We start from the raw sequence: 24,767 nt of genomic DNA on the forward strand, positions 1-24,767 counted from the left end.
CCTCCATTCTTTAATTGCTATGATTAATTTATTATAAGATAAATTGACACCGCTTCATACAATTTTGCCTAAAATATATATATATATTTTTCAGGATCTATAAATGAAATGAAAGACAAGCAATTTAATAATTTATTAATATCATTATACATTAAATCATTTCTAGTTAGTCAATTTCATTTCTTATTATAACAATCAATGGGAGATGTGATAAAATATATTGAAGAAAAAGGGAGGCATATGCATGGAAGCGACATTTTTTGGTACCAGCGCTGGTTTACCAACTAAAGAAAGAAATACTCAAGCCATCGCTTTAAATCTAGAACCTTATTCGAATTCAATTTGGCTATTTGATGTTGGGGAAGGTACACAACATCAAATTTTGCATCATTCGATTAAACTTGGCAAAGTGAATCATATATTTATCACGCATATGCATGGCGACCATATCTTTGGTTTACCCGGCTTATTAACAAGTCGTTCATTCCAAGGTGGGGAAGATAAGCCATTAACGATTATCGGTCCAAAGGGATTACAAAATTTTATTGAAACAACTTTAAAATTATCGGAATCCCATTTAAATTATCCTATTACATATATTGAAATAGATAATAACTTTACATATCATCATGATGGTTTTACAGTTTCTGCTAAATTATTAAATCATGGCATTCCATCTTACGGTTACCGTATTGAATCACCAACAACTCCAGGGACAATCGACGTAAATGCGCTTAAAGCTATAGGTTTAGAACCTGGCCCTAAATATCAAGAAGTTAAAGTTTATGAGACATTTGAACATGAAGGGCAAATATTTAATTCAGATGATTTTAAAGGACCCGCTAAACCTGGACCAATCGTGTCAATCTTTGGTGACACTAAACCTTGTAAAAATGAATTTTATGTAGCTAAAAATGCTGACGTTATGGTACATGAAGCAACTTATATAGAGGGCGATAAAACATTAGCAAACAACTACCATCATAGCCATATCGAAGATGTTTTTGATTTAATAGAACGAGCTAATGTAAAACGTAGTTTAATTACTCATTTGAGTAACCGTTACAATCATGATGTCATTGACTCAATAAAAGATGACTTACAATCAAAAGATCAAACACCAAATTTTGAGTTCGTGAAAGATTTTGATACGTTTAAAATTTAATATCTCATGCTAAAAGCCCCTAGAAAAATAAAGATTCTAGGGGCTTTTAGTATATTAGTTATCTTCATTTTTAGATAATTCAATACTACGGCTTACTGCTGCGTTTAGACAATCTTCAAAGATGCCTTTAATATCATGTTGATCTAAAGCGTTTAAACCTGCTTGTGTTGTACCACCTTTAGATGTAATATTTCTCCGCAATTGTCCCATGCTTAAATCAGAACGTTCAATCATTTTACTTGTTCCAATAATTAAATTTTTAATAGACTCTTCAACTTGTCCTTTTTCCAAGCCTAACTCTGTACCAGCTTTAACATATTGTTCAAATACGTGATATAAGAAGGCTGGGCCACTTCCTGTAATTGCAGTAACTTGATGTAAATGATCTTCATCTACTTCAATGATGGAACCGAATGCGTTTACTAAATCAATTACTTCATCTTTAGATTTAGGTCCGAAATTTCCTGAGAAGCTAATCCCTGTAACAGAATGACCAACTTGAGCATTGGTATTAGGCATGATTCGAGCAATTGGATTTGTAACTTGTAGTTGATCATGAATATAATTAATGGGTAAACCTGCCATAATTGATATGAAACGATTTTCATCAGTAATGTAAGGACGGATTCGCTTTGCTACTGTTTCGAAATCATATGGTTTAGTTCCTAAGAATACATAATCTGCATCTTTTAATAAGGTTTCGTCATCATAACTATATTCTACACCTAATTCTTCCGCAAATTTCTTTAAGCTTTCTTCATTAGATTTGTTTGTAAGATAGATATCATCTGAATTTAATTTTTTAGAGTTAATAATTCCCTTGAAAATTGCTTGCGCCATATTGCCTGCGCCATAGAATACTAATTTCATTAATTACATCATCCTCACTCTATTGTTATAAAACCATAGTAACATATTATACAATTATCTTGGCGATTTGGTAGCTCCTTGCTAAGTTATGTCTTACAATATTATTGATTATTTTCTTTATCAAATAGTATGAATACGTTAGTATAAATATGAATCTTTAAGGAGGAGAAAACATCATGATTGGGAACCATTACGTGGTAACTGGAGGTACGAGTGGTTTAGGATTAGAGATAGTTAGACAACTTCTTAAACGTGGCGCTTACGTGACGATTATTGCTCGAAATCCTCAAAAATTTAGCCTAATTGATTTTAAAACTCATTGCGATAAAGTCTCTATGGTTCAATGCGACTTACAAGATAGGGTGGAAATTTTTAAGCTAGCTTCAAATATCAATAAACCAATACATGGCTTAATCTATAGTTCTGGCTTAGGCTATTTTAAATCTATTAAGCAACATTCCCCTAAAGAAATGATTGAGACTTACGACGTGAATGTGATTAGTTTTAATCTTATTTTGAACGTCTTACGTACACATTTCACTACAAATGTTTCAATTGTAGGGATTGCTAGTCAAGCAGCCTTTGTAACACAGGCACATGCTGCTCATTATGGTGCTTCCAAAGCCGCTTTAAACGCTGTGCTTAATGCTTTAAGAATTGAGGAACCTAACTATCATGTGCTATCGGTAAATACTGGGCCGATTCAAACTCCATTTCATGAAAAGGCTGACCCTACGCTAGCATATGCTCAGAAGTATGAAGCACTTATGCTAGACCCTAAGCAATTAGCAATTGAAGTTGTAGAAGGCATAATTAAGCAAAAGAAAGAAATTAATAAACCTAAATGGATGCATCAATTACTAAAATTATATCATTTAGCACCAAGAACATTTGAACAATGGCTAACGCCAGTGTTTAAAAATAAAAGTTAGTATCTAATTGGAGGGGGTTAACATGTTATGTTGCGTCAATCATCATGTTAAACAGGCAGTTGAAAATATTCCTACTATAAAACTTCATAGTACGTTTACATTTAGAGATTTATTAGGACACGAAAGTTACGATTTATTAGATGTTTCTGAACAAGAATTTATTACATTTAAATTCCACGAATTGATACTCAGGGGAGAAATTATGAACATCGCTTTAGATAGTACATCACTAGGGGGTAATTACCTATATAAAAAGTTATATTAAAAAGAATTTAAACTATTTCAAAGAATGTAAAATAGCCAGGGAAGACACGAGCACCCTGGACTATTATAATTATTGCTAAGTTTTACTTTAAATGTTGTGTGTATTCGAGATTTTTAACTCTTTCACGTGCAGCTTTAACTTGATCTAAACTTACTTTTTTGTGATAATTTCTAACATTTTCTTCTAATTGTTCAGGAGAACTAGCACCTACAATAATTGAGCCGAGTGCGTCATGAGATTTTAAATATTCAAATGAAAGAGCGCTTAAGTTACTTTCAATTTCTTTAATAGAAGCGATTGTTTCACCTAAATCATGATGATTATAATCAAAGATACCTTCATTAAATTTATTGTCTAACGCCTTGATACTATTAGAAGTTAGTAATCCTTTAAATACTGGACCACGTGCTAAAACTTTAACGCTATGAGCATGGATATCATTTAATAGCTTTTCAGGTCGATTATCGATGAGATTAAATTGAGACATAATCGTTTCAATTTCACTATGTTTTAAATAATAATCGATGACGGTAGGGCGAATTGATGAGATGCCATATGCTTTAATAATACCTTCTTGTTTTAATTCATTAAATGCACTAATCGTTTCATCTAACGGATCATCGATTGTGCCACCATGTAGTTGGTATAAATCTAAATGGTCTAACCCAAGGCGTTTTAATGAGCCCTTAACGCTTTCTTTAATATATTTTTTTGAAGGATCCCATGTAGTACCACCATCATTTGTCGGACGATTTCCAACTTTAGTACCGATGACGATATCATCTCTATTTTGATATTTTTTTAGTACTTTACCAACAATTTCTTCATTTATTCCTCTATCATATATATCTGCAGTATCAAAATAAGTAATATCATTTTCAATTGCACTTTCAATAATTGGTTCAGCCTCTTTATAATTAGTTCCTAAACTCATACAACCTAAACCTAGTTCTGAAATTTCGATGCCACTCTTTAAAATATTTTTTTGCATGTCCAATCTCCTTTCGATACACTTTAGGTAACGCATTTATCTTATCAATTAATATAACGAATTAAAAGGGACGTGAATTAAATGGAATTTAATGAAAAGACTTTTGATAGAACGGTAATTTATAATGGTAAAATCATCGATTTAGAAATACATGATGTAGAATTACCTGATGGTAACACTTCTAAACGTGAATTAGTTTATCATAATGGCGCTGTTGCAGTTTGTGCAATTACACCTGAGAATGAAGTACTTTTAGTTAAACAGTATCGTAAACCTGTAGAGAAACCATTACTCGAACTACCAGCTGGTAAATTGGAAGAAGATGAAGAAAGAGAAGAAGCAGCGAAACGTGAACTAGAAGAAGAAACAGGCTATATTGCAAAAGATTTAGAATTAATTACAAATATGTATGGGTCTCCAGGTTTTTCAAATGAAAAATTAACTATTTATTTTACAGATCAATTAAGCGAAGGCACCCTAAACCTTGATGACGATGAATTTGTTGAATTGCATAAAGTTCCTGTTAAAGATATTAAAGCTTTGCTAGATAGTAATGAAGTTGAAGATGCTAAAACCATCATCGGATTACAACATATATTATTAAATTATAATCATTCTAAATAAGAATAGCTTACAACTTGCTTTTTAGCGAAAATATTGGTAATTTAGTAATTGAAATATTTTCAAATTAAAATGATTATAATTATTAATAGAGGAGTGTCGCTCCCATGGAAGAACGATTAAATAGAGTAAAACAACAATTACAACAATCTTCATATAAATTAACACCTCAACGTGAAGCAACAGTACGTGTCTTACTTGAAAATGAAAAGGATCATCTTAGTGCAGAAGACGTCTACTTAAAGGTAAAGGATAAAGCGCCCGAAATAGGTTTAGCCACTGTATATAGAACATTAGAATTACTCGCCGAATTAAAAGTAGTTGATAAAATCAACTTCGGTGATGGTGTGGCTCGTTTTGATCTTAGAAAAGAGGGCAGTAAACACTTTCATCATCATTTAGTATGCATGGAATGTGGTAAAGTAGATGAAATTCATGAAGATTTATTACCTCAAGTAGAAGAACGTGTGGAATCTGAATATAATTTTAAAATTTTAGACCACAGATTAACATTTCATGGCATATGTGCCGAATGCCAAGCTAAAAAAAATCAATAAAAAATGATGGACGTGGCAGAATGATAAAGGTTCATGGAAAGACTGATACTTAAAAAGTTAGACATGAATCTTTTCCTAATCCTTTTCTGAAAAATAGAGGTGTTGTTATGGATACAATTATCGAAGAATATTTAAAATTTATTCAAATTGAAAAAGGATTAAGTGAGAACACGATTGGCGCTTATCGTCGGGATTTAAATAAATATAAAACATATATGTCAGTACATAAAATTGCACATATAGACTTTATCGACCGTCAAATAATCCAAGAATGTCTAGGCCACTTAATCGATGAAGGTGCTTCCTCAAAATCAATTGCCCGTTTTATTTCTACAATACGCAGTTTTCATCAATTTGCATTACGTGAAAAGTATGCAGCCAAAGATCCAACTGTGCTTATTGAAACACCGAAGTATGAAAAGAAACTCCCAGATGTACTAGAAGTTGACGAAGTCCTTGAACTTTTAGAAACTCCAAATTTAAATAAGAATAATGGATATCGAGATCGCACAATTCTTGAATTATTATATGCAACTGGGATGCGCGTTTCTGAGTTAATTCAAATAGAAATTGAAGATATAAATTTAATCATGGGGTTTGTAAAAGTGTTCGGTAAGGGGAATAAAGAACGTATTATCCCTCTCGGTGACACAGTTATTGAATACTTAGATACTTATATTAACAATATTCGACCGCAACTATTAAAAAAAACCGTCACTAATGTTTTATTTCTAAATATGCACGGCCGACCTTTAACACGTCAAGGGATTTGGAAGATTATCAAACAATATGGTTTACAAGCAAATATATCTAAAAAATTAACACCACATACATTAAGACATTCATTTGCTACTCATTTACTTGAAAATGGTGCCGATTTGCGTGCAGTTCAAGAAATGTTGGGGCATTCAGATATATCCACAACACAATTATATACTCACGTTTCCAAAACCCAAATTAGACAAATGTATAATCAATTTCATCCTAGAGCGTAGCCGAGTTTGAGACGCCGTTTCTCGGTTCCTAGAGCACAAATAATCAAGGTGTTAATCTCATTAACCGAATACGTTATAGGCGTGTTTAATTAGTGCTTCTTTTATTGTAAGTAACTAGAAGAGACGAGACAGAAATCTTTACGTGATATTAGATTTCTGTCTCGTCTCTTTTTCTACGTTTATTAAGAAGTGCTTGCTGTCTAGCTTCTACAACTTCTCTTCTATCTCTTAACAAATGATGATGCACAATGTAATCTTCTCTTACTGGTAAAGGGTTGAATTCATAATCTAAATAAGCGTTAGATATTAACTTTTCCATACATTCAGTTACCGGTAGATATACGGGGTTGAATGGTCGATGATTCGTTAAATTATCAATTTGTTTTTCTATTAAATTAATATAGTCTTTTTCTTTCAGACCTATATTTGCTTTATCTGATGCTTGTTGAAAAGTAAGCAATGCCTTTTGGAAACTTTTCAAAGCACCTTTAAAATTATGTCTTCTAAAATGATACATCGCAGTTGAAAAGAGGATTAAACTTACAATAGCATCCTTTTTAGAAAAAGATGCATTCATCTTCCAAGCCTCTTCTAAAATATCATGGCATAAGAAATAATGTTGATGCTTATGAAAATAATAATAGAATTTTATTAATGCTTGTTCCAATCTACAACATCCTTAATTTAAATGTTTATGATATTCATGCTATAATACTCTAGTAAATTATGCACGTTATAGAATTTTTATGAGGACGATAACTATGTATGAAGTAAAATTAGATGCCTTTAACGGCCCATTAGACTTGTTACTACACTTAATACAGAAATATGAGATTGATATTTATGATATACCCATGAAGTCTCTAACAGAACAATATATGCAATATATTCACGCAATGAAACAACTTGAAATTAACGGTGCAAGTGAATACTTAGTCATGGCTTCTGAATTATTGATGATTAAAAGCAAAATGCTATTACCACAACAAGAAATAGATGATGAAATTGTTGAGGATCCAAGAGAAGAGTTAGTTGGACGTTTAATAGAATATCAAAATTACAAGCAATATACGGAATTACTCAACGATATGAAAAAAGAACGTGAATTATACTTCACTAAACATCCCACTGATTTATCGCATTTAGAAAAAGATGCGACATGGGATGCAAACCAAACCATTGATTTAACCGAATTAATTGTAGCGTATCAAAGAGTAAGAAATAGAGTAGCCATTAACGCACCTAAATCTGTTGAAATTACAAAAGAATCGTTTACCATTCAACAAGCTACTGAAAAGGTTTCACTTCAATTACAAAAACAGTCATCCTTTAATTTCTTCAGTTTGTTTACATTTCACGAACCGATAGAGCAAGTAGTAACACATTTTCTCGCTATACTTGAGATGTCTAAATCTGGGCTCATTAACATAGAACAATCAAAGAGTTTTGATGACATCAATATCATTAGAGGAGTGAATTTTAACATTGGATAATATGGGAATTATAGAAGCATTACTTTATACAGCTGGGGACGAAGGTCTTGAAGAGAAGCAACTCATTGAAATTCTTGATATAGATAATGTGGCACTAGATAATTTGATTTCATCTTATTATTCTACAGGTCTTACCATTCAAAAATTTGGTTCTACTTATATTTTAACTTCAAAAAAAGAAGCCGCTTCCTATATAGAACAATTAATTGAACAAAAAGCAAATATGAAACTTTCTCAAGCTGCGATGGAAACATTATCCATTATTGCCTATAATCAGCCTTTAACTAGAAGCGATATAGAACTGATAAGAGGTATTAATTCTGATGGTGCGGTACGTACTTTAATTGCTCGTGGTCTGATTGAAGCTAAAGATGTTGAAAGTTCACGTAGTCATCTTTTACAAACAACTGATTTATTTTTAAATGTTTTTGGTATTGAAAAAATAGAAGATTTACCTACAACTGAAGAAGATGAAGAAGAAATGGAAGATTTCTTCAGTAACCTTGTAAATCAAAAAGGAGATTCAAAATGAGTAAAGAATTAGAAAGACTACAAAAACGAATTGCAAATAGTGGTTATACATCACGAAGAAAAGCAGAAGCTTTAATAACAGAAGGTAAAGTTAAAGTAAATGGTGAAGTAGTAACTGAATTAGGCACAAAAGTGAAACCTTCAGATAATGTAGAAGTCGAAGGTATTAAAATTGAACAAGAAGATAAAATGTATATTTTATTCTACAAACCTACTCAAGTTATTACGAGTGTTTCAGATGACCGAGGCCGTAAAGTAGTTACAGATTATTTTAAGGACTTAGAAACTAGAATTTATCCAGTTGGTCGCCTTGATTATGATACATCTGGTTTATTATTGCTTACTAATGATGGCGAATTCACAAATCTAATGACGCATCCGAGATACCACATCCAAAAGAAATACGTCGCTAAACTACAAGGGTACCTAATGCGTGAGGAAGTTAAAGCATTGGAAAATGGTGTTGAATTAGAAGATGGCTTTACACAACCCGCTCAAGTTAAAGTAAAAAAACAAGATAAAGAAAGAAACACAACGCTTGTAGAAATCACAATTAGTGAAGGACGTAATAGACAAGTAAGACGTATGTTTGAACACTTTGGCCATAAAGTAGATAAATTAACTCGTATAGAGTTAGGAAACCTAGATCTTAAAGGGTTAAACGCTGGAGAAGGTCGTGTTTTAACTCCGCATGAAGTCAAAGTTTTAAGACATATGGCAGAAAACGGTAAATAATTAGCTATACAACCGAAATTAATTTTTCGTGATTATGCTTGCTAATTTTTTCACAAAGTATATCTTTAGATAAAGCTTTCACTAGTTCTATATGCTATAATAAATGGAGTAAAGAGCATGTGTAGGAGGTAAAAAGCAAAATGACGAAAGAAATATTAATTGTAGACGATGAAGATAGAATTAGAAGATTATTAAAACTATACTTAGAAAGAGAATCGTTTACTATTCATGAAGCAAGTGACGGTAAAGAAGCTTATGATCTTGCCATTGAAAATGACTATGCGTGCATTCTTTTAGATTTAATGCTTCCTGAAATGGATGGAATTGAAATGGCATCTAAATTGCGTGAGCATAAGAATACTCCAATTATTATGCTTACTGCAAAGGGCGAGGAGACGAATAGAGTTGAAGGATTCGAATCTGGTGCTGATGATTATATTGTTAAACCATTTTCACCTAGAGAAGTAGTCCTTAGAGTTAAAGCTTTATTGCGTAGAACTCAATCATCTCAACCAGAACAAAGTGAGCCTCATGCAAGAGACATAATTGAATTTAATCACTTACTTATTGATAATGATGCACACCGTGTCTTAGCGGATAACCAACAAGTTAACTTAACACCTAAAGAATATGAACTACTTATCTATTTAGCTAAAACACCAAATAAAGTATTTGATCGTGAACAGTTGCTTAAAGAAGTATGGCATTATGAATTTTATGGTGATTTAAGAACCGTGGATACCCACGTTAAACGTTTAAGAGAAAAGCTAAATCGTGTTTCTGCTGATGCAGCCCATATGATTCAAACGGTGTGGGGCGTTGGTTACAAATTCGAGGTAAAATCTAGTGAAGAACCGACTAAATAGTGTCGTTATAAAACTGTGGTTAACTATTTTATTTATAGTAACGACAGTTTTAATTTTATTAAGCGCTGCTTTAATCACCTTTATTCAATATTACTATACGCAACAAACTGAAAATTCAATTCGAGAAGATGCGTCCAGGATTAGTCATCTCGTCGAGAAAGCTGATAATAAATCTCTTGCTATTAAACATAGTCAACAACTGATTGATGGTTCAGGTGGCGTTATTATAATGACTAACAAAGATACTAAGGCTGACCATTCAAACAGTGAGACTAAAAATAAAATGCTTCAAGAAATACATAATAACAATCACTTTAATCAAGTATTTACTCAAGGTAAATCAGCAACCCAGAATGTAACTATTAGAGAAAACGGAAATTCACATTCGTATATTTTATTGGGTTACCCAATGCAAGCACAAGATAAAGCTAACTCTAAATATAGTGCAGTATTTATTTTCCAAGATTTAAAATCTATTGAGGATACTAATAATGCGATAACAATTATTATCTTAATTACTGCAATTATTTTCTTAGCTATCTCAACAATATTTGCTTTCTTTTTATCAAACCGTATAACTAAACCATTGAGAGAGTTAAGAGCACAAGCTATTAATGTCTCAAAGGGAGATTATTCTCTAAAAACGACCGTCTCTACAAAAGACGAAATTGGAGAACTTTCTCACACATTTAACCATATGAGTCATGAAATACAAGAAAACATTGAAGCAATATCAACACAGAAAAATATTCGAGATAGTTTAATTAATTCGATGGTGGAAGGCGTTCTAGGGCTAAATGATAATAGAGAGGTCATTTTATCTAATAAAATGGCAGATGATATCATCCCTACAATCGATAATAGTACTTACCAAGGTATCGAAAGACAAATTGAAAAGACCTTTAAATCTAAGGGTACAGAATTTAATGAATATGAATTTAATTCTAAGTATTATGTTTTTATAATGAGTTATATTGAGCGAATTCAACAAGACGGACGTAGTGGCATTGTAGTGATTATCAGAGATATGACGAATGAACATAACCTTGATCAAATGAAAAAAGATTTCATCGCTAATGTATCACATGAATTACGTACACCAATTTCATTATTACAAGGGTATACCGAATCAATTGTTGATGGTATTGTCACAGAACCAGAAGAAATAAAAGATTCATTATCTATTGTCCTTGATGAAACTAAGCGACTCAATCGATTGGTAAACGAGTTATTAAACGTGGCGCGCATGGATGCTGAAGGCTTGACGGTAAATAAAGAAGTGCAGCCGATTGAAACACTGCTTTCAAAAATACAAACAAAATATCGTCAACAAGCGTTAGATTTGGAACTGGATATGAATTTATTACCAGAGGTTAGTAATGAGCTATGGTATTATGACGCCGATCGTATTGACCAAGTTCTCACTAACTTAATTGACAATGCCACACGCTATACTAAACTGGGAGACTCGATTACTATCACTACATCTTCAACCGAGAATTATCAAATATTATATATTAGTGATACAGGAAGTGGTATAGCGCCAGAACATTTAGAACTTGTATTTGATCGTTTTTACAAAGTAGAAGCTTCTAGAACAAGAGGTAAACAAGGGACAGGATTAGGATTATTTATTTGTAAAATGATAATCGAAGAACACGGAGGTTCAATTACTGTTCGGAGTGAGGTTAATAAAGGAACAACATTTATTATACAATTACCTAAGCCACAAACAACATCTTAAACATTATTAAATTTAAATAAGACCGTTTAAACTTTTAATTACCTAATTAATTGATTTAAACGGTTTTCTTTTAATTGAGCAACAGTATTGCACAATCCATATGCTTCATGTAAGATTTAAATAAATAATTATACAATTCATCTTCGGGGTAGGGTGTAAGTCCCAACCGGCAGTAAATTAAGCCTGCGACCCACTTCTTATGAAGTGGCTGATTCAGTGGAAATCTGAAGCCGACAGTATAGTCTGGATGGGAGGAGATGGAGGTTTTTTGTTGCGCAAATTATCTCCAATTCTATGTAAGATGAATGGAAGGAGAAAAATTTAATATGCAACAAAACAAACGTCTTATTACTATAAGTATGTTGGGGGCAATAGCGTTTATTCTAACGTTTATTAAATTTCCATTGCCATTTTTACCACCATACTTAACTCTTGATTTTAGCGATGTACCTACATTGCTAGCTACATTTATATTAGGGCCAATAGCCGGTGTAATAGTAGCACTTATAAAAAATATTCTTAATTTCTTATTTAATATGGGAGATCCAGTGGGCCCTGTGGCTAACTTTTTAGCTGGTATAAGTTTTCTTCTTTCAGCATATTATGTAAGTAAACGTGTACGTTCTAATACTAATCGCTCGTTAATTATTGGTTTAATAGTTGGTACAGTTGTTATGACAATTGTACTTAGCATCCTTAATTACTTTGTTTTATTACCTTTATATGGCATGATTTTTAATTTAGGAGATGTAGTTGGTAATTTAAAAATAGTTATTTTATCTGGTATAATCCCCTTTAATATTATTAAAGGGATTGTTATTTCGATTATATTTGTACTATTATATGAACGGTTAAGAAAAGTTATCAAATAGAAATTAAAAGTATGATAAAAAATCATATAAACTTTTTCTAGTCTAAAAATTTAAAATGGCTGTACTACTAAAAAGGGCGTAGAGAAGATTCATAAACAAATCATCTCTACGCCTATATTGTTGGACTATATCCCAATTTCATAAAATATATGGTACAATTCAATCATAGATTTATTCGAATTTTAATGCGTCACCATCAAAAGGTTCTTCTTCAATCTTAATTGAATCTGTTGGACAACCATCAAGTGCATCTTCCATATCTTCATATAATTCTTCAGGTACTTCAGCAGTACCTTGATTATCATCAAGGATTACGAAAGCAATACCTTCGTCGTCATAATCATAAATGTCCGGCGCTGCAGCACCACACGCACCACATGCTATGCATGTATCCATATCAACGATTGTATACTTCGCCAATTTCTTCGCCTCCTTTGATAAAAATGTTACACTAGTATAACAAATGTTAACTAAGTCTTCGATTATTTAATTTATTATTTTACAGTTTCATAAAGTGAGGATTCACACATGCATTCAATCATTTCATATGCATCAACACATGCATTTAACTATAAAACTGATAAAAGTATCTATAATATTTTAAGTGGTAAAAAAACACATCAAACGTTTTTTGATGCTTGTTCTCAACAACTTTTATCATTATATCATAGTTTTCCTAAATTAAAATATCCGTCTTTTGAGCGATTTATTACAGAAAAGACAAATGAAAATATAAAAGTAAAGATTCATCCACGCTATACATATGATAGTCTTATCAACACATTTAGTAGTATCCAATTATTAGTTCAATCCATTTCGCATTACTTGAATAAACATTTAGACTTTACTCCCGTATCACAGCATATAATGATTCAACAAAAAGTAAAGCAACTTTATATAGAAATTATACAAAACAATCTATTTACACATTTTCAAGAGGAAATTGAACGTCTTTTTACAATCATCAATCAAAATAATAAGAATCATTGCTACTTACATTATTATCTTCAAGGCTATGAAGAATCAATGTACACAAGACAACAGGTTAGTTTAATTGAAAATGTGCCTATTAAGGAGCTTTTTGTATTTGAACTTAATAACTTGGTAGATATGATGTTTGCTATCGAATCTAAAAAAGAATTTCCTTTATTATCTAAATTAATTATTTTGCCATCTCTATTAAATAAAACAGCACTATCATATCAACAATTAACTCAAGGCTTATCAATGGAGGAAATGGCAATCGCCCAAGATGTAAAACTCAATACTATAGAAGATCATATTCTAGAACTATTTATTAAAGGTTACCATCAAAACTATCAAAATTATATTCCTTCAGATACAGTGAAAAATTTCGAAATATTTTATTTAGATCATAGAGGTGAAAAATTAAAAGTATTTAAAGAAGCGTTTAATGAACTATCTTACTTTCAAATTAAATTAATAATTGTAGGTATTGAGAGAGGGGATATATATGCTTGAAGACAAACTAAAAGAATGGTTTGGCTATGATTCATTTAATCCCGGACAGAAAGAAATCATTCAAAATGTACTTAACCAACAACATACTCTCGGTATTTTACCGACTGGTAGTGGTAAAAGTTTATGTTATCAATTTCCAACTTATATGAAGCAACAGCCAACTTTAATTATCTCACCTTTAATTTCTTTAATGGATGATCAAGTTACACAGCTAAAATCACAAGGCGAGAAATTAATTTCATGTATTCACTCAGGCATGGATGAGTATGAAAAGAAAGCAAATATTGACTCGTTAAATCAAAGTCGCTTTATATATTTGAGTCCCGAATTTATATTACAGCCTAACAATTTTAAATTGATAAAGCATTTATCTTTTGGGTTAATAGTTTTAGATGAAGCTCACTGCTTATCAGAATGGGGATATGATTTCAGACCTCATTATGCTCTAATTGGCCAAATTACACGTCATTTTAATTCTGCTACTATTTTGGCACTTACAGCAACAGCGCCTCCGTACTTATCAAGTGATTTAGAAATGATTTTGTCTACTAAATTGGAGATTATTAAGACAACTATGAATCGTGATAATATATCCTTATCTCATATTAACTTTAGTAATGACGAAGGAAAAATATCATGGTTACTCAAGTTTATAGAGCATTCTGGTCCTACTATCATTTATGTATCATCTAAAAAATTATGTTTAGAACTAGCAAAACTTATATATCAACATGGTTATTTAACCGGTATTTATCATGGCGATTTATCTTATCAAGAGCGTCATACTGTACAATACCAATTTTTCAATAATTTTATACCTATTATTGTGGCGACCAATGCATTTGGTATGGGAGTGAATAAAAAAGATATTCGAACAATCATTCATTACCACTTAGCAACAAGTCCTTCGAATTATCTACAAGAAATAGGGAGGGCGGGTAGAGATGGGCAACCAAGCCAAGCAATTAGTTTATATCAACCTGATGATAGTTATATTCTAGAAACTTTATTGTTTAATGACGCACTCATGACAGAAGATATAGACGCATATCAATTAGGCGCGTTTCTACCTCCTAGTAAACAAGAAATGCTAGATGTCTTAACTTTAAATTATACTCCGCAACAACTTAAGACTATTTTCGCTAATTCACTAAAACGTAAAAAAAGAAATTATCAAAGCATGATAGGTTATACTACTTTAGATCAGTGTAGAAGAAGCTATCTTTTAGAGTTTTTCGGTGAAATACCAGATAAACCGAAGAATTGCTGCGATATAGATTCAAACTTAAGCAGTGTATCGAAATTCAATAGAAAAAAAGTAAAACGTAAATTGACTATTGCAGAAAAACTGGAAAATTTGTTTAAAGTAGAATAGCTTTTCTTTACTTAAATATTTTATACAGGATATAATAAAATCACTAAATGTTTTACAAGAAATATCAAAAATGATACATATTTAACACTTATCAGGGTATAAAGTATGTGTTATTAAAATAAACAATATGAAAGGATGTTGACCGTGTCCAAAAATAACTTTAAAGATGACTTCGAGAAGAATCGTCAATCGATAGATTCTAATGATCAAGTCGATCAAGTGACGAATCATTCAGAAGACAATGTTGATAATATCGACAATCAATCTGATCAACAATTCCCACCTAGAAATTCACAAAGACGTCAAAGAAGACGTAATCAAGCTACTCATCGTAATAAAAAATTTAATGACCAACCAAATGAAAATACAAGTGAAGGTTCATTAGATGACCGTTTTGATGAGGAATCATTTGATGATCTACATAATACTCAAAATGAAAGAAACGCAACAAACTTAAATGAATATAGTGTTCGAAATGATGAGCATCGTCGTCCTTCTAAAAAAGATACTCGTGATTTAGAGGAAGAAAAGTATCAAGATACTAAAGCATCTAAAAGAGGGGACCAAGTTTCTAAACGTCATAATAAACGCGATAACGATGACCGTTTAGTGGATGGTAAAGATGCTGCTATTGCTGGAGGTGCGGGTGCAACTGGCGCAGCTGGTGCTTCATATGCAGCTAAAAATAAAGGTAAACATCGTAAAAATGATCGTTTAGATGACAATAATACGCGTGAGTCTCGACACAATACTAAAGATGATGTTGATCAACGTTATGAAGATAAGCATCATGTAGATAATGATGACCATCATGAAGATGTAAATCGTTCACATGATACTCGTAAAAAAGGAAATAAAGGTAAAAAAGCCGCAGTTGCTGGTGCAGGAGTTGCTGGCGCGGCCGCTGCTAAACATAAGAATAAGCATTCTCATGATAATGACTTAGCTCATCGCGACAACAATCAGCGTCATGATAACCATAAAGACGATTATCGTGATGATCACCGTCATAACCATCGTTATGACGATAATGATGGATTCCAAGCACATAATGGTAAAAAGAAACGTGGCTTAATGGGTATCTTATTACCACTTATAGCATTATTATTAATTTTAGCCGCATTAGCTATCTTCATAGGCATGTATTTAAACAACGACCATAAAGATAGTAAACAAAGTGATAATAAAACTGAACAAACTGATAATAAAGATAGCAAAGATAAAGCATCTAGCGATAGTGATAAAGATAAAGCTAGCGACAAATCTTCAAAAGATGATAGCGATAATGATAAAGCATCTAGCGACAGCAATTCATCTGATAAAGATAAATCTAGTGATGACAACAGTACTAATTCATCTGATAAAGCTACAACTTCTGGTTCTTCTTCAGAGGATAGTAATGCTACTGATTCAGATAATAGTTCTAATGATTCATCTAATGGAACTAATAGCGATAATAATGCTAATTCACAAGCTACTAATAACAATACTCAAAGTAATAACAGTAATAGCCAATCTAATAACTCTTCATCAAGTGGCCAAACTCACGTAGTTTCTGGCAATGAAAACTTATATAGAATTGCTATTCAATACTACGGTGAAGGTACTGTTGAAAACGTTAATAAATTAAAACAAGCTAATGGTTTATCAAGCAATAACATTACTAATGGTCAAAAATTAGTAATTCCTCAATAATTATAATTTAAGTTTTAAGCTAGGCGAGATATTGAAATCTATGGATTAAATTAGATTTCGAGGTCTCGCTTTTTCTATTCAATATGTATTTCTCCCTTAATACTTCACTATTTTATTTTCAATTAGAAATTCAAAAGTTATTTCTATTTAGAATTAAAGTATGAACTGCTATAATATATGGGTGATTAAAGGAGGCCAATGACATGCAAACCATAGAAAGTATAATTATCGGCGGAGGCCCATGTGGTTTAAGTGCTGCTATTGAACAAAAGAAAAAAGGAATTAAAACATTAGTTATTGAAAAAGGGAATGTTGTGGATGCGATTTATAAATATCCAACTCATCAAACTTTCTTTTCTTCGAGTGACAAGTTAAGTATAGGGGATATTCCTTTTATAGTGGAAGAAAGTAAGCCACACCGTAACCAAGCACTTGTTTATTATAGAGAAGTTGTGAAGCATCACAATTTAAATGTGAATGCCTTTGAAGAAGTGTTAACTGTTAAAAAAATCGATAATAAATTTACGATTACAACTACAAAAGATGTATATGAATGTAAATTTTTAACAGTGGCAACTGGTTATTATGGTCAACATAATACATTAGAGGTTAAAGGGGCTGAATTACCTAAAGTACAACATTATTTTAAAGAAGCTCATCCATACTTCAACCAAAATGTGACAGTGATCGGCGGTAAAAACTCTGCAGTAGATGCTGCACTAGAATTAGAAAAAGCAGGCGCTAATGTTACTGTTTTATATAGAGGCGACCGTTATTCTGCGGCTATCAAACCTTGGATTTTACCTAATTTTGAATCATTAGTAAATCACGAGAAGATTACAATGGAATTTAATGCTAATGTAACTGAAATCACTGAAGACAGTGTCTTTTATGAAAAAAATGGCAAAGTAATTGAAATACCAAATGATCATGTATTTGCCATGATAGGTTACCATCCTGATTATGATTTCTTAAAATCAATTGGTATAGAAATTAATACTAACGAATTTGGCACTGCTCCAGTCCATAATAAAGAAACGTTTGAAACAAATGTAGAAAACTGCTATATCGCTGGTGTAATAGCTGCCGGTAATGATAATAATAGTATTTTCATTGAAAATGGGAAATGCCACGGCGGCATCATTACTCAAAGCATATTAAGTAGAAAACAAACACCATTAGAAAGTTAAATATAAAAAAAGCGAGAATACTTGAGAGTGAGCCATTCATGTTGTGTGCCCTAAGAAACCGATAAACGGTGTCTGAACCTCAATTGTTCTCGCTTTATTTTTTTAAAATTGTTCTTCGAAATATTGTTTTAATGTACCGGTATCTAAATTATTGCTTAGAGCAACTAATAATTTTAAGCGCGCTTTAGGGCCATTTAAACCATTAGAAAAAATTAATCCTTTTTCTGCTAGCGTGTAACCGCCGCCTTCATATGCATAAACTGGACTAACGATACCGTTAAATGATCTTGAGACGAGCACAATAGGTATATCTTTATTTAGACATGCTTCAATCCCATCTAGACAACTAGGTGGCAAATTACCTTGTCCTAAAGCCTCTATCACTATACCGTCTACTTCTTGTTCAGCGTAAAAATGTAAAACATCACTTTGCATGCCTACATACGCTTTAAGCAATGGAACATATAACTCATTACTTATTTTGGAAAATGATTTTTGGTGATAGGGTTGATTATAAAATTGCACCTTATCTTTAGTAAGAATACCTAAGGGGCCTTGATTTGGACTTTGAAATGTATTGATATTTGAAGTGTGGGTTTTAGTCACATTTCTTGCAGTATGTATTTCATCATTAAACACAACCATTACTCCATTATTGCTTGCTTGTTTTGATGAAGCTACACGTACGGCAGATATAAAGTTATAAAGACCATCTGATCCAATTTCATTAGAAGAACGCATAGCACCTGTAATGATAATTGGCGCTTCGACGTCTAATAACAAATCTAATAAATAAGCAGTTTCTTCTAGCGTATCTGTACCATGTGTAATTACAAAACCAGAATACTTCTCAGTGCTAATCGACTGCTTAATAAGATTCCTAAGTTCAATAACATGTTGTAGTGTAATATGAGGAGAAGGAACATTAAAAGGATGGATTTCATCTACTTCCGCATATTGTCTAATAACATCTTTATGTAACGAAATAGGATTAACTTCATTTGTTACTACTTGATTAAATTGGTTTTGAGACATACTAATCGTTCCACCAGTATGTATAACGAGAAGACGCTTCATTAAATTCCTCCTATTTTTAAATTACATATTTATGATAAAATAATACAAATAAAACAACAAGGAAGGATATAAATTTTATGGACTCAATTAATATAGCTTTGGACGGTCCTGCAGCTGCAGGGAAAAGTACTATAGCACGACAAGTAGCTAGTAAACTATCAATGATTTATGTAGATACAGGGGCCATGTATCGAGCATTGACATATAAATATTTACAGCATCACCGTCCAGAAGATTTTCAAGAACTCGTTGATCAAACCACTTTGGAATTAACCTACGATAGTTCAAAGGGTCAACGTATCATCTTAGATAACGAAGATGTAACTGACTTTTTGCGTGAAAATGATGTCACTCAAAACGTTTCATACGTAGCGTCAAAAGCACCAGTACGTACATTTGCAGTAGAAAAACAAAAAGACTTAGCCGCTAAAAAGGGTATTGTTATGGACGGTAGAGACATAGGTACGGTAGTACTTCCGGATGCTGATTTGAAAATCTATATGATTGCTTCAGTAGAAGAAAGAGCTGAACGACGTCAAAAAGAAAATGAAAAAAGAGGCATTCCTTCAACACTGTCACAATTAAAAAAAGAAATTGAAGATCGCGATCAATACGATATGAATCGAGAAATTTCTCCTTTAAGAAAAGCTAAAGACGCTATATCAATCGACACTACTAGTAAAACAATAGAAGAGGTTACAAAAGAGATTATGGCATTAGTCAAAAATCTTTAGAACTTAAATTTAAGCTATTTAGAATATTTTGCATTTTATTTTATTTAAAGTGCGAATTGTTTTAAATAGCTATTTTTGTTCGATATAATTAACATTAGAAATAAATAGTTACTTTTAAATCTTATATGCATTCCCAAGTTGAAATATAAATTGGAACTATAAATTGGAGTATTAATTACTCAATATTGAACGAATAAAGCGATAGATAGCTTTTATTAAAACTTATGGAGCTAAAGGGGAATGTCTTGACAATTCCGTCAGTTTATAAGATGTTATTATTATGTAGTGTATAAGGAGGCAAACAAGATGACTGAAGAATTCAATGAATCAATGATTAACGACATTAAAGAAGGTGACAAAGTCACTGGCGAAGTTCAACAAGTTGAAGATAAGCAAGTCGTAGTTCACATTAATGGTGGTAAATTTAATGGGATAATTCCTATTAGCCAACTTTCAACTCATCACATTGAAAATCCTAGTGAAGTTGTAAAAGAAGGCGACGAAATTGAAGCATATGTGACTAAAATCGAAATCGATGAAGAAAATGACTCAGGTGCTTACATTTTATCTAAACGTCAACTTGAGACTGAAAAATCATATGAATATTTACAAGAAAAACTTGATAATGAAGAAGTAATTGAAGCCAAAGTTACTGAAGTTGTTAAAGGTGGCTTAGTTGTAGACGTTGGCCAACGAGGCTTCGTACCAGCTTCACTAATTTCAACTGATTTCATTGAAGATTTCTCTGTATTCGATGGACAAACAATTCGTATTAAAGTTGAAGAATTAGACCCAGAAAATAACAGAGTCATTTTAAGCCGTAAAGCTGTAGAACAAGCTGAAAATGATGTTAAGAAATCATCATTATTAGAATCACTTAATGTTGGTGATGTAATTAAAGGTAGAGTAGCACGTTTAACAAACTTCGGTGCTTTCGTAGATATCGGTGGCGTTGATGGTTTAGTACACGTATCTGAACTTTCTCACGAACATGTTGATTCTCCAGAAAACGTAGTTTCTGTAGGACAAGAAGTAGATGTAAAAATCAAATCAGTTGAAAAAGATGCAGAACGTATTTCATTATCTATTAAAGATACGCTTCCTACACCATTTGAAAGTATTAAAGGTCGTTTCCATGAAGACGATGTTATCGAAGGTAAAGTTATGCGTTTGGCTAACTTTGGTGCATTCGTGGAAATTGCACCTGGTGTACAAGGGTTAGTTCATATTTCTGAAATTGCCCACGAACACATTGGCACTCCTGGCGAAAAATTAGAACCAGGCCAACAAGTTAATGTTAAAATTTTAGGAATTGATGAAGAAAATGAACGTATTTCATTATCTATCAAAGCTACGTTACCTAAAGGTGACCTAATTGAAAGTACAGATGAGACAACTCGTTCTTATCTAAATAATGATTCAAACGAAGATAATCCTACTTTAGGAGACGTATTTGGCGATAAATTTAAAAACTTAAAATTTTAATTAATTGCAATTATAACTTTTAAGATTAGAGCCTAGGGCATTTATAGTGAAATGTTCTAGGCTTATTTATTTGGTTCATGTTGGTTAGAAGAGGTTGGGGCAACGTTTATCGGTTTCTTATCGCACAAACGATTAATGATTTAGCATCTTCTAGTTGATGTAACCGGGCGGGAGAGTGAAATCTATATTAGTTAAATTTGATTTCTATCTTGCTTTTATTTTCTTTATACATATTGTATTCAATCGTTGATGCTCAAGTCATACTTATATACTTAGTTTTAAAACATAAACGCATATGATAAAATTATAGAGATTTTAGAAAGAGAGGAAGTTAGCTTATGACTAAACCTATTGTAGCTATTGTAGGCAGACCTAATGTAGGAAAATCTACAATATTTAATAGAGTAGTAGGTGAACGTGTATCAATCGTTGAAGATACCCCTGGTGTAACACGTGACCGTATATATTCATCAGGTGAATGGTTAACACATGAATTCAACATCATTGATACTGGTGGAATAGAAATTGGAGATGCTCCTTTTCAAACACAAATTAGAGCACAAGCAGAAATTGCTATTGATGAAGCAGACGTTATTATCTTTATGGTTAATGTACGTGAAGGCTTAACTCAAAGCGATGAAATTGTTGCTCAAATGTTATATAAATCGAAAAAACCTGTTGTCTTAGCTGTTAATAAAGTTGATAATCTTGAAATGAAGAGTGATATATTTGATTTCTATTCACTTGGCTTTGGTGATCCATATCCAATATCTGGGTCACATGGTCTAGGTTTAGGAGATTTATTAGACGCAGTTGTTCAACATTTTAAAGAAGAAACTGAAGATCCTTATGATGAAAATACGATACAATTATCTATAATTGGACGACCAAATGTAGGGAAATCAAGTTTAGTTAATGCCATCTTAGGTGAAGAACGAGTCATCGTGTCTAACGTTGCTGGAACTACTAGAGATGCTGTTGATACTGAATATAGTTATGACGGGCAAGATTATGTGTTAATCGATACTGCTGGTATGAGAAAAAAAGGGAAAGTATATGAATCGACGGAAAAGTACTCAGTCCTACGTGCATTAAAAGCAATTGAACGATCTAACGTCGTATTAATAGTTATTGATGCTGAAGAAGGTATTATAGAACAAGATAAACGCGTGGCTGGTTACGCTCACGAAGAAGGTAAAGCGATTGTAATTGTAGTGAATAAATGGGATACAGTAGATAAAGATAGTAATACAATGAAAAAATTTGCGGATGACGTACGAAATCAATTCCAATTTTTAGATTATGCACAAATTGCTTTTGTTTCGGCAAAAACAAGAACACGTCTTCGTACACTATTCCCTTATATAAACGAAGCGAGTCAAAATCATAAAAAACGCGTGAAAAGTTCTACTTTAAACGAAGTAGTAACTGATGCGATTTCTATGAATCCTACTCCAACAGATAAAGGACGTCGTTTAAATGTCTTCTATACTACACAAGTAGCAATAGAACCTCCTACATTTGTTGTATTCGTAAATGATGTTGAATTAATGCACTTCTCTTATAAACGCTATCTTGAAAATCAAATTAGACACGCTTTTGGATTTGAAGGTACGCCGATTCATATCATTCCAAGAAGAAGAAACTAAAAAGGAGACTTAACTATGACTAAAATTACAATATTTGGTATGGGAAGTTTTGCTACTGCGTTAGCGAACGTGCTAGCTGAGAATGGCCACACTGTTTTAATGTGGGGGAAAAATGATGACAGTGTAAAAGAACTTAACGACCATCACCAAAATAAACGGTATTTAAAAAGTGCACAGTTAAATCACACTATTAAAGCTACAAGTAACCTAAAGGAAGCTACAGAGTTCTCCGATGTTTATTTAATGGCCTTACCAACAAAAGCAATAAGAGAGGTTACTGAACAAATTGACCAACTTATTGATTCTAAGAAAACCTTTATCCATGTAGCTAAAGGTATTGAAAACAAAACCTTTAAACGTGTTTCAGAAATGATTGAAGATTCAATTTCTGAAGCTCATAACGGTGGTATAGGTGTATTATCTGGCCCAAGCCATGCTGAAGAAGTAGTGATTAAACAACCTACTACAGTTGCGGCATCTTCTAAAGATGAACATATCAGTAAATTAATTCAAGATTTATTTATGAATGATTATTTACGTGTATATACAAATAATGATTTAGTAGGTGTTGAATTAGGTGGCGCTTTAAAAAATATTATTGCTGTTGCTAGTGGTATCGTTGCCGGAATTGGTTATGGAGATAACGCTAAAGCTGCATTAATGACAAGAGGTTTAGCTGAAATAAGTAGACTAGGTGAAAAATTAGGCGCTGATCCTATGACATTTTTAGGTCTCGGAGGTATCGGAGATTTAATAGTAACATGTACTTCTACACATTCTAGAAATTACACTTTAGGTTACAAACTAGGTAAAGGTCAAACTACTGAAGAAGCTTTAAATGAAATGGATATGGTCGTTGAAGGAATTAATACAACTAATTCTGTTTATCATTTAGCCAAAGAACAACAGGTAGATATGCCAATCACTAATGCGTTATATAAAGTTTTATTCGAAGATAAGCCTGTTAAAGATAGCGTAAGAGATTTAATGGGACGCGATAAGAAAGCAGAATAATGTGTTATATTACACTTTAATAGCTATTTTTTAAAAGTTTTATGTATAAATACTGATATTTCAGTGTTTTAAGCGTATAAATTATTGCGGTAACGTTAATCATTGTGTTAAAGTCATAGCATAATGATATAAAGATATCATTATCATTCATCTGGAGGTGAACTCGTAATGAATAAAACTGACTTAATTAATGCGGTTGCTGAACAAGCTGACTTAACTAAAAAAGAAGCTGGTTCTGCTGTAGATGCTGTTTTCGAATCAATTCAAAACTCACTTTCAAAAGGTGAAAAAGTTCAATTAATTGGTTTCGGAAACTTTGAGGTACGTGAACGTGCTGCACGTAAAGGACGTAACCCTCAAACAGGTAAAGAAATCGAAATCCCTGCAAGTAAAGTTCCAGCATTTAAAGCCTGTCTCTTATACACATCT

26 protein-coding genes and 1 riboswitch are annotated in these 24,767 nt (G+C 32.3%); of the genes, 21 read left to right on the top strand and 5 right to left on the bottom strand.

Annotated features, from left to right (window positions below; genetic code table 11):
- Positions 1–244 precede the first annotated feature (244 nt).
- Positions 245–1,165 carry a ribonuclease Z gene (gene rnz, locus CD147_RS08915; protein WP_103167046.1) on the top strand — a complete coding sequence of 307 codons (921 nt, stop codon included), beginning with the start codon at positions 245–247 and terminating at the stop codon, positions 1,163–1,165.
- Between the two features lie 54 nt (positions 1,166–1,219).
- Here rnz and proC read toward each other — a convergent pair whose 3' ends face one another.
- Positions 1,220–2,035 (bottom strand): pyrroline-5-carboxylate reductase, encoded by an 816-nt coding sequence (proC, locus tag CD147_RS08920; protein WP_103167047.1) that lies wholly within the window; start codon positions 2,033–2,035, stop codon positions 1,220–1,222.
- A gap of 176 nt (positions 2,036–2,211) precedes the next feature.
- Here proC and CD147_RS08925 point away from each other — a divergent pair, with 176 nt between their 5' ends.
- The gene (locus CD147_RS08925) at positions 2,212–2,967 is read left to right on the top strand and encodes an SDR family NAD(P)-dependent oxidoreductase (protein WP_103167048.1); all 756 of its coding nucleotides are present in this window, start codon (positions 2,212–2,214) and stop codon (positions 2,965–2,967) included.
- A 22-nt stretch (positions 2,968–2,989) separates the two neighbouring features.
- Complete coding sequence (locus tag CD147_RS08930; protein ID WP_103167049.1) at positions 2,990–3,232, top strand: hypothetical protein; 243 nt, start codon at positions 2,990–2,992, stop codon at positions 3,230–3,232.
- An 82-nt stretch (positions 3,233–3,314) separates the two neighbouring features.
- Here the strand turns inward: CD147_RS08930 and CD147_RS08935 are convergent, their stop codons facing one another.
- Positions 3,315–4,223, bottom strand: coding sequence for an aldo/keto reductase (locus CD147_RS08935; RefSeq protein WP_103167050.1), 909 nt, complete (start codon positions 4,221–4,223; stop codon positions 3,315–3,317).
- Between the two features lie 81 nt (positions 4,224–4,304).
- Between CD147_RS08935 and CD147_RS08940 the strand changes: the two genes are divergently transcribed.
- The 3 genes from CD147_RS08940 to xerD all read left to right on the top strand — a co-directional run bounded on the left by CD147_RS08940 (position 4,305) and on the right by xerD (position 6,396).
- The gene (locus CD147_RS08940; RefSeq protein WP_103167051.1) at positions 4,305–4,847 is read left to right on the top strand and encodes an NUDIX domain-containing protein; all 543 of its coding nucleotides are present in this window, start codon (positions 4,305–4,307) and stop codon (positions 4,845–4,847) included.
- A gap of 104 nt (positions 4,848–4,951) precedes the next feature.
- Entirely contained in the window at positions 4,952–5,401 is a 450-nt protein-coding gene (gene fur, locus CD147_RS08945; protein WP_103167052.1) for a ferric iron uptake transcriptional regulator, read from the top strand.
- Positions 5,402–5,508: 107 nt separating this feature from the next.
- Positions 5,509–6,396, top strand: a complete 888-nt coding sequence (gene xerD / locus CD147_RS08950; protein WP_103167053.1) for a site-specific tyrosine recombinase XerD — start codon at positions 5,509–5,511, stop codon at positions 6,394–6,396.
- Between the two features lie 148 nt (positions 6,397–6,544).
- On the opposite strand, the gene CD147_RS08955 is transcribed toward xerD, so the two are convergent.
- Complete coding sequence (locus tag CD147_RS08955) at positions 6,545–7,063, bottom strand: DUF309 domain-containing protein (protein WP_103167054.1); 519 nt, start codon at positions 7,061–7,063, stop codon at positions 6,545–6,547.
- 94 nt (positions 7,064–7,157) lie between these two features.
- On the opposite strand from CD147_RS08955, the gene CD147_RS08960 reads away from it, so the two are divergent.
- The 6 genes from CD147_RS08960 to CD147_RS08985 all read left to right on the top strand — a co-directional run bounded on the left by CD147_RS08960 (position 7,158) and on the right by CD147_RS08985 (position 12,637).
- Positions 7,158–7,889, top strand: a complete 732-nt coding sequence (locus tag CD147_RS08960) for a segregation and condensation protein A (protein WP_103167055.1) — start codon at positions 7,158–7,160, stop codon at positions 7,887–7,889.
- A complete protein-coding gene (gene scpB / locus CD147_RS08965) occupies positions 7,882–8,421 on the top strand; it encodes an SMC-Scp complex subunit ScpB (protein ID WP_103167056.1) in 540 nt (179 codons plus the stop codon). The genes CD147_RS08960 and scpB overlap by 8 nt, the downstream gene beginning before the upstream one ends.
- A complete protein-coding gene (locus CD147_RS08970; RefSeq protein WP_103167057.1) occupies positions 8,418–9,155 on the top strand; it encodes a pseudouridine synthase in 738 nt (245 codons plus the stop codon). The genes scpB and CD147_RS08970 overlap by 4 nt, the downstream gene beginning before the upstream one ends.
- Positions 9,156–9,295: 140 nt before the next feature.
- Positions 9,296–10,021 carry a response regulator gene (locus CD147_RS08975; RefSeq protein ID WP_103167058.1) on the top strand — a complete coding sequence of 242 codons (726 nt, stop codon included), beginning with the start codon at positions 9,296–9,298 and terminating at the stop codon, positions 10,019–10,021.
- Positions 10,002–11,765: an ATP-binding protein gene (locus tag CD147_RS08980; RefSeq protein WP_103167059.1), complete on the top strand. Its 1,764-nt coding sequence runs from the start codon at positions 10,002–10,004 to the stop codon at positions 11,763–11,765. The genes CD147_RS08975 and CD147_RS08980 overlap by 20 nt, the downstream gene beginning before the upstream one ends.
- A gap of 135 nt (positions 11,766–11,900) precedes the next feature.
- Positions 11,901–12,028, top strand: a riboswitch (FMN riboswitch).
- A 63-nt stretch (positions 12,029–12,091) separates the two neighbouring features.
- Positions 12,092–12,637 (top strand): ECF transporter S component, encoded by a 546-nt coding sequence (locus tag CD147_RS08985; protein WP_103167060.1) that lies wholly within the window; start codon positions 12,092–12,094, stop codon positions 12,635–12,637.
- A 171-nt stretch (positions 12,638–12,808) separates the two neighbouring features.
- Here the strand turns inward: CD147_RS08985 and CD147_RS08990 are convergent, their stop codons facing one another.
- Positions 12,809–13,057, bottom strand: a complete 249-nt coding sequence (locus CD147_RS08990) for a ferredoxin (RefSeq protein WP_103167061.1) — start codon at positions 13,055–13,057, stop codon at positions 12,809–12,811.
- Between the two features lie 108 nt (positions 13,058–13,165).
- Between CD147_RS08990 and CD147_RS08995 the strand changes: the two genes are divergently transcribed.
- The 4 genes from CD147_RS08995 to ypdA all read left to right on the top strand — a co-directional run bounded on the left by CD147_RS08995 (position 13,166) and on the right by ypdA (position 18,379).
- Positions 13,166–14,119 carry a helix-turn-helix domain-containing protein gene (locus CD147_RS08995; RefSeq protein ID WP_103167062.1) on the top strand — a complete coding sequence of 318 codons (954 nt, stop codon included), beginning with the start codon at positions 13,166–13,168 and terminating at the stop codon, positions 14,117–14,119.
- The gene (locus CD147_RS09000) at positions 14,112–15,494 is read left to right on the top strand and encodes a RecQ family ATP-dependent DNA helicase (RefSeq protein WP_103167063.1); all 1,383 of its coding nucleotides are present in this window, start codon (positions 14,112–14,114) and stop codon (positions 15,492–15,494) included. Before CD147_RS08995 ends, CD147_RS09000 begins: the two co-directional genes overlap by 8 nt.
- Positions 15,495–15,629: 135 nt before the next feature.
- Complete coding sequence (gene ebpS, locus CD147_RS09005; protein WP_420894070.1) at positions 15,630–17,189, top strand: elastin-binding protein EbpS; 1,560 nt, start codon at positions 15,630–15,632, stop codon at positions 17,187–17,189.
- A 203-nt stretch (positions 17,190–17,392) separates the two neighbouring features.
- Positions 17,393–18,379: a bacillithiol disulfide reductase YpdA gene (ypdA, locus tag CD147_RS09010; protein ID WP_103167065.1), complete on the top strand. Its 987-nt coding sequence runs from the start codon at positions 17,393–17,395 to the stop codon at positions 18,377–18,379.
- Positions 18,380–18,481: 102 nt separating this feature from the next.
- Here ypdA and CD147_RS09015 read toward each other — a convergent pair whose 3' ends face one another.
- Positions 18,482–19,456, bottom strand: coding sequence for an asparaginase (locus tag CD147_RS09015; protein WP_103167066.1), 975 nt, complete (start codon positions 19,454–19,456; stop codon positions 18,482–18,484).
- A gap of 77 nt (positions 19,457–19,533) precedes the next feature.
- Between CD147_RS09015 and cmk the strand changes: the two genes are divergently transcribed.
- The 5 genes from cmk to CD147_RS09040 form a co-directional block, all read left to right on the top strand.
- Positions 19,534–20,190: a (d)CMP kinase gene (gene cmk, locus CD147_RS09020; protein WP_103167067.1), complete on the top strand. Its 657-nt coding sequence runs from the start codon at positions 19,534–19,536 to the stop codon at positions 20,188–20,190.
- 306 nt (positions 20,191–20,496) lie between these two features.
- The gene (rpsA, locus tag CD147_RS09025; protein ID WP_103167068.1) at positions 20,497–21,675 is read left to right on the top strand and encodes a 30S ribosomal protein S1; all 1,179 of its coding nucleotides are present in this window, start codon (positions 20,497–20,499) and stop codon (positions 21,673–21,675) included.
- A 338-nt stretch (positions 21,676–22,013) separates the two neighbouring features.
- Positions 22,014–23,324 carry a ribosome biogenesis GTPase Der gene (der, locus tag CD147_RS09030; protein ID WP_103167069.1) on the top strand — a complete coding sequence of 437 codons (1,311 nt, stop codon included), beginning with the start codon at positions 22,014–22,016 and terminating at the stop codon, positions 23,322–23,324.
- Between the two features lie 15 nt (positions 23,325–23,339).
- The gene (locus CD147_RS09035) at positions 23,340–24,338 is read left to right on the top strand and encodes an NAD(P)H-dependent glycerol-3-phosphate dehydrogenase (RefSeq protein ID WP_103167070.1); all 999 of its coding nucleotides are present in this window, start codon (positions 23,340–23,342) and stop codon (positions 24,336–24,338) included.
- Between the two features lie 168 nt (positions 24,339–24,506).
- The coding region (locus tag CD147_RS09040) for an HU family DNA-binding protein (RefSeq protein WP_103167071.1) at positions 24,507–24,767 on the top strand (261 nt) is incomplete at its 3' end.

It is taken from the genome of Staphylococcus devriesei, assembly GCF_002902625.1.
Taxonomy (GTDB): Bacteria; Bacillota; Bacilli; order Staphylococcales; family Staphylococcaceae; genus Staphylococcus; species Staphylococcus devriesei.

What these genes read in the sequence shown, in the direction of transcription:
- rnz (WP_103167046.1), top strand. Translation starts at nt 245, where the DNA reads ATGGAAGCGACATTTTTTGGTACCAGCGCTGGTTTACCAACTAAAGAA.
- proC (WP_103167047.1), bottom strand. Translation starts at nt 2,035, where the DNA reads ATGAAATTAGTATTCTATGGCGCAGGCAATATGGCGCAAGCAATTTTC.
- CD147_RS08925 (WP_103167048.1), top strand. Translation starts at nt 2,212, where the DNA reads ATGATTGGGAACCATTACGTGGTAACTGGAGGTACGAGTGGTTTAGGA.
- CD147_RS08930 (WP_103167049.1), top strand. Translation starts at nt 2,990, where the DNA reads ATGTTATGTTGCGTCAATCATCATGTTAAACAGGCAGTTGAAAATATT.
- CD147_RS08935 (WP_103167050.1), bottom strand. Translation starts at nt 4,223, where the DNA reads ATGCAAAAAAATATTTTAAAGAGTGGCATCGAAATTTCAGAACTAGGT.
- CD147_RS08940 (WP_103167051.1), top strand. Translation starts at nt 4,305, where the DNA reads ATGGAATTTAATGAAAAGACTTTTGATAGAACGGTAATTTATAATGGT.
- fur (WP_103167052.1), top strand. Translation starts at nt 4,952, where the DNA reads ATGGAAGAACGATTAAATAGAGTAAAACAACAATTACAACAATCTTCA.
- xerD (WP_103167053.1), top strand. Translation starts at nt 5,509, where the DNA reads ATGGATACAATTATCGAAGAATATTTAAAATTTATTCAAATTGAAAAA.
- CD147_RS08960 (WP_103167055.1), top strand. Translation starts at nt 7,158, where the DNA reads ATGTATGAAGTAAAATTAGATGCCTTTAACGGCCCATTAGACTTGTTA.
- CD147_RS08970 (WP_103167057.1), top strand. Translation starts at nt 8,418, where the DNA reads ATGAGTAAAGAATTAGAAAGACTACAAAAACGAATTGCAAATAGTGGT.
- CD147_RS08975 (WP_103167058.1), top strand. Translation starts at nt 9,296, where the DNA reads ATGACGAAAGAAATATTAATTGTAGACGATGAAGATAGAATTAGAAGA.
- CD147_RS08985 (WP_103167060.1), top strand. Translation starts at nt 12,092, where the DNA reads ATGCAACAAAACAAACGTCTTATTACTATAAGTATGTTGGGGGCAATA.
- CD147_RS08995 (WP_103167062.1), top strand. Translation starts at nt 13,166, where the DNA reads ATGCATTCAATCATTTCATATGCATCAACACATGCATTTAACTATAAA.
- CD147_RS09000 (WP_103167063.1), top strand. Translation starts at nt 14,112, where the DNA reads ATGCTTGAAGACAAACTAAAAGAATGGTTTGGCTATGATTCATTTAAT.
- ebpS (WP_420894070.1), top strand. Translation starts at nt 15,630, where the DNA reads ATGTTGACCGTGTCCAAAAATAACTTTAAAGATGACTTCGAGAAGAAT.
- ypdA (WP_103167065.1), top strand. Translation starts at nt 17,393, where the DNA reads ATGCAAACCATAGAAAGTATAATTATCGGCGGAGGCCCATGTGGTTTA.
- CD147_RS09015 (WP_103167066.1), bottom strand. Translation starts at nt 19,456, where the DNA reads ATGAAGCGTCTTCTCGTTATACATACTGGTGGAACGATTAGTATGTCT.
- cmk (WP_103167067.1), top strand. Translation starts at nt 19,534, where the DNA reads ATGGACTCAATTAATATAGCTTTGGACGGTCCTGCAGCTGCAGGGAAA.
- rpsA (WP_103167068.1), top strand. Translation starts at nt 20,497, where the DNA reads ATGACTGAAGAATTCAATGAATCAATGATTAACGACATTAAAGAAGGT.
- der (WP_103167069.1), top strand. Translation starts at nt 22,014, where the DNA reads ATGACTAAACCTATTGTAGCTATTGTAGGCAGACCTAATGTAGGAAAA.
- CD147_RS09035 (WP_103167070.1), top strand. Translation starts at nt 23,340, where the DNA reads ATGACTAAAATTACAATATTTGGTATGGGAAGTTTTGCTACTGCGTTA.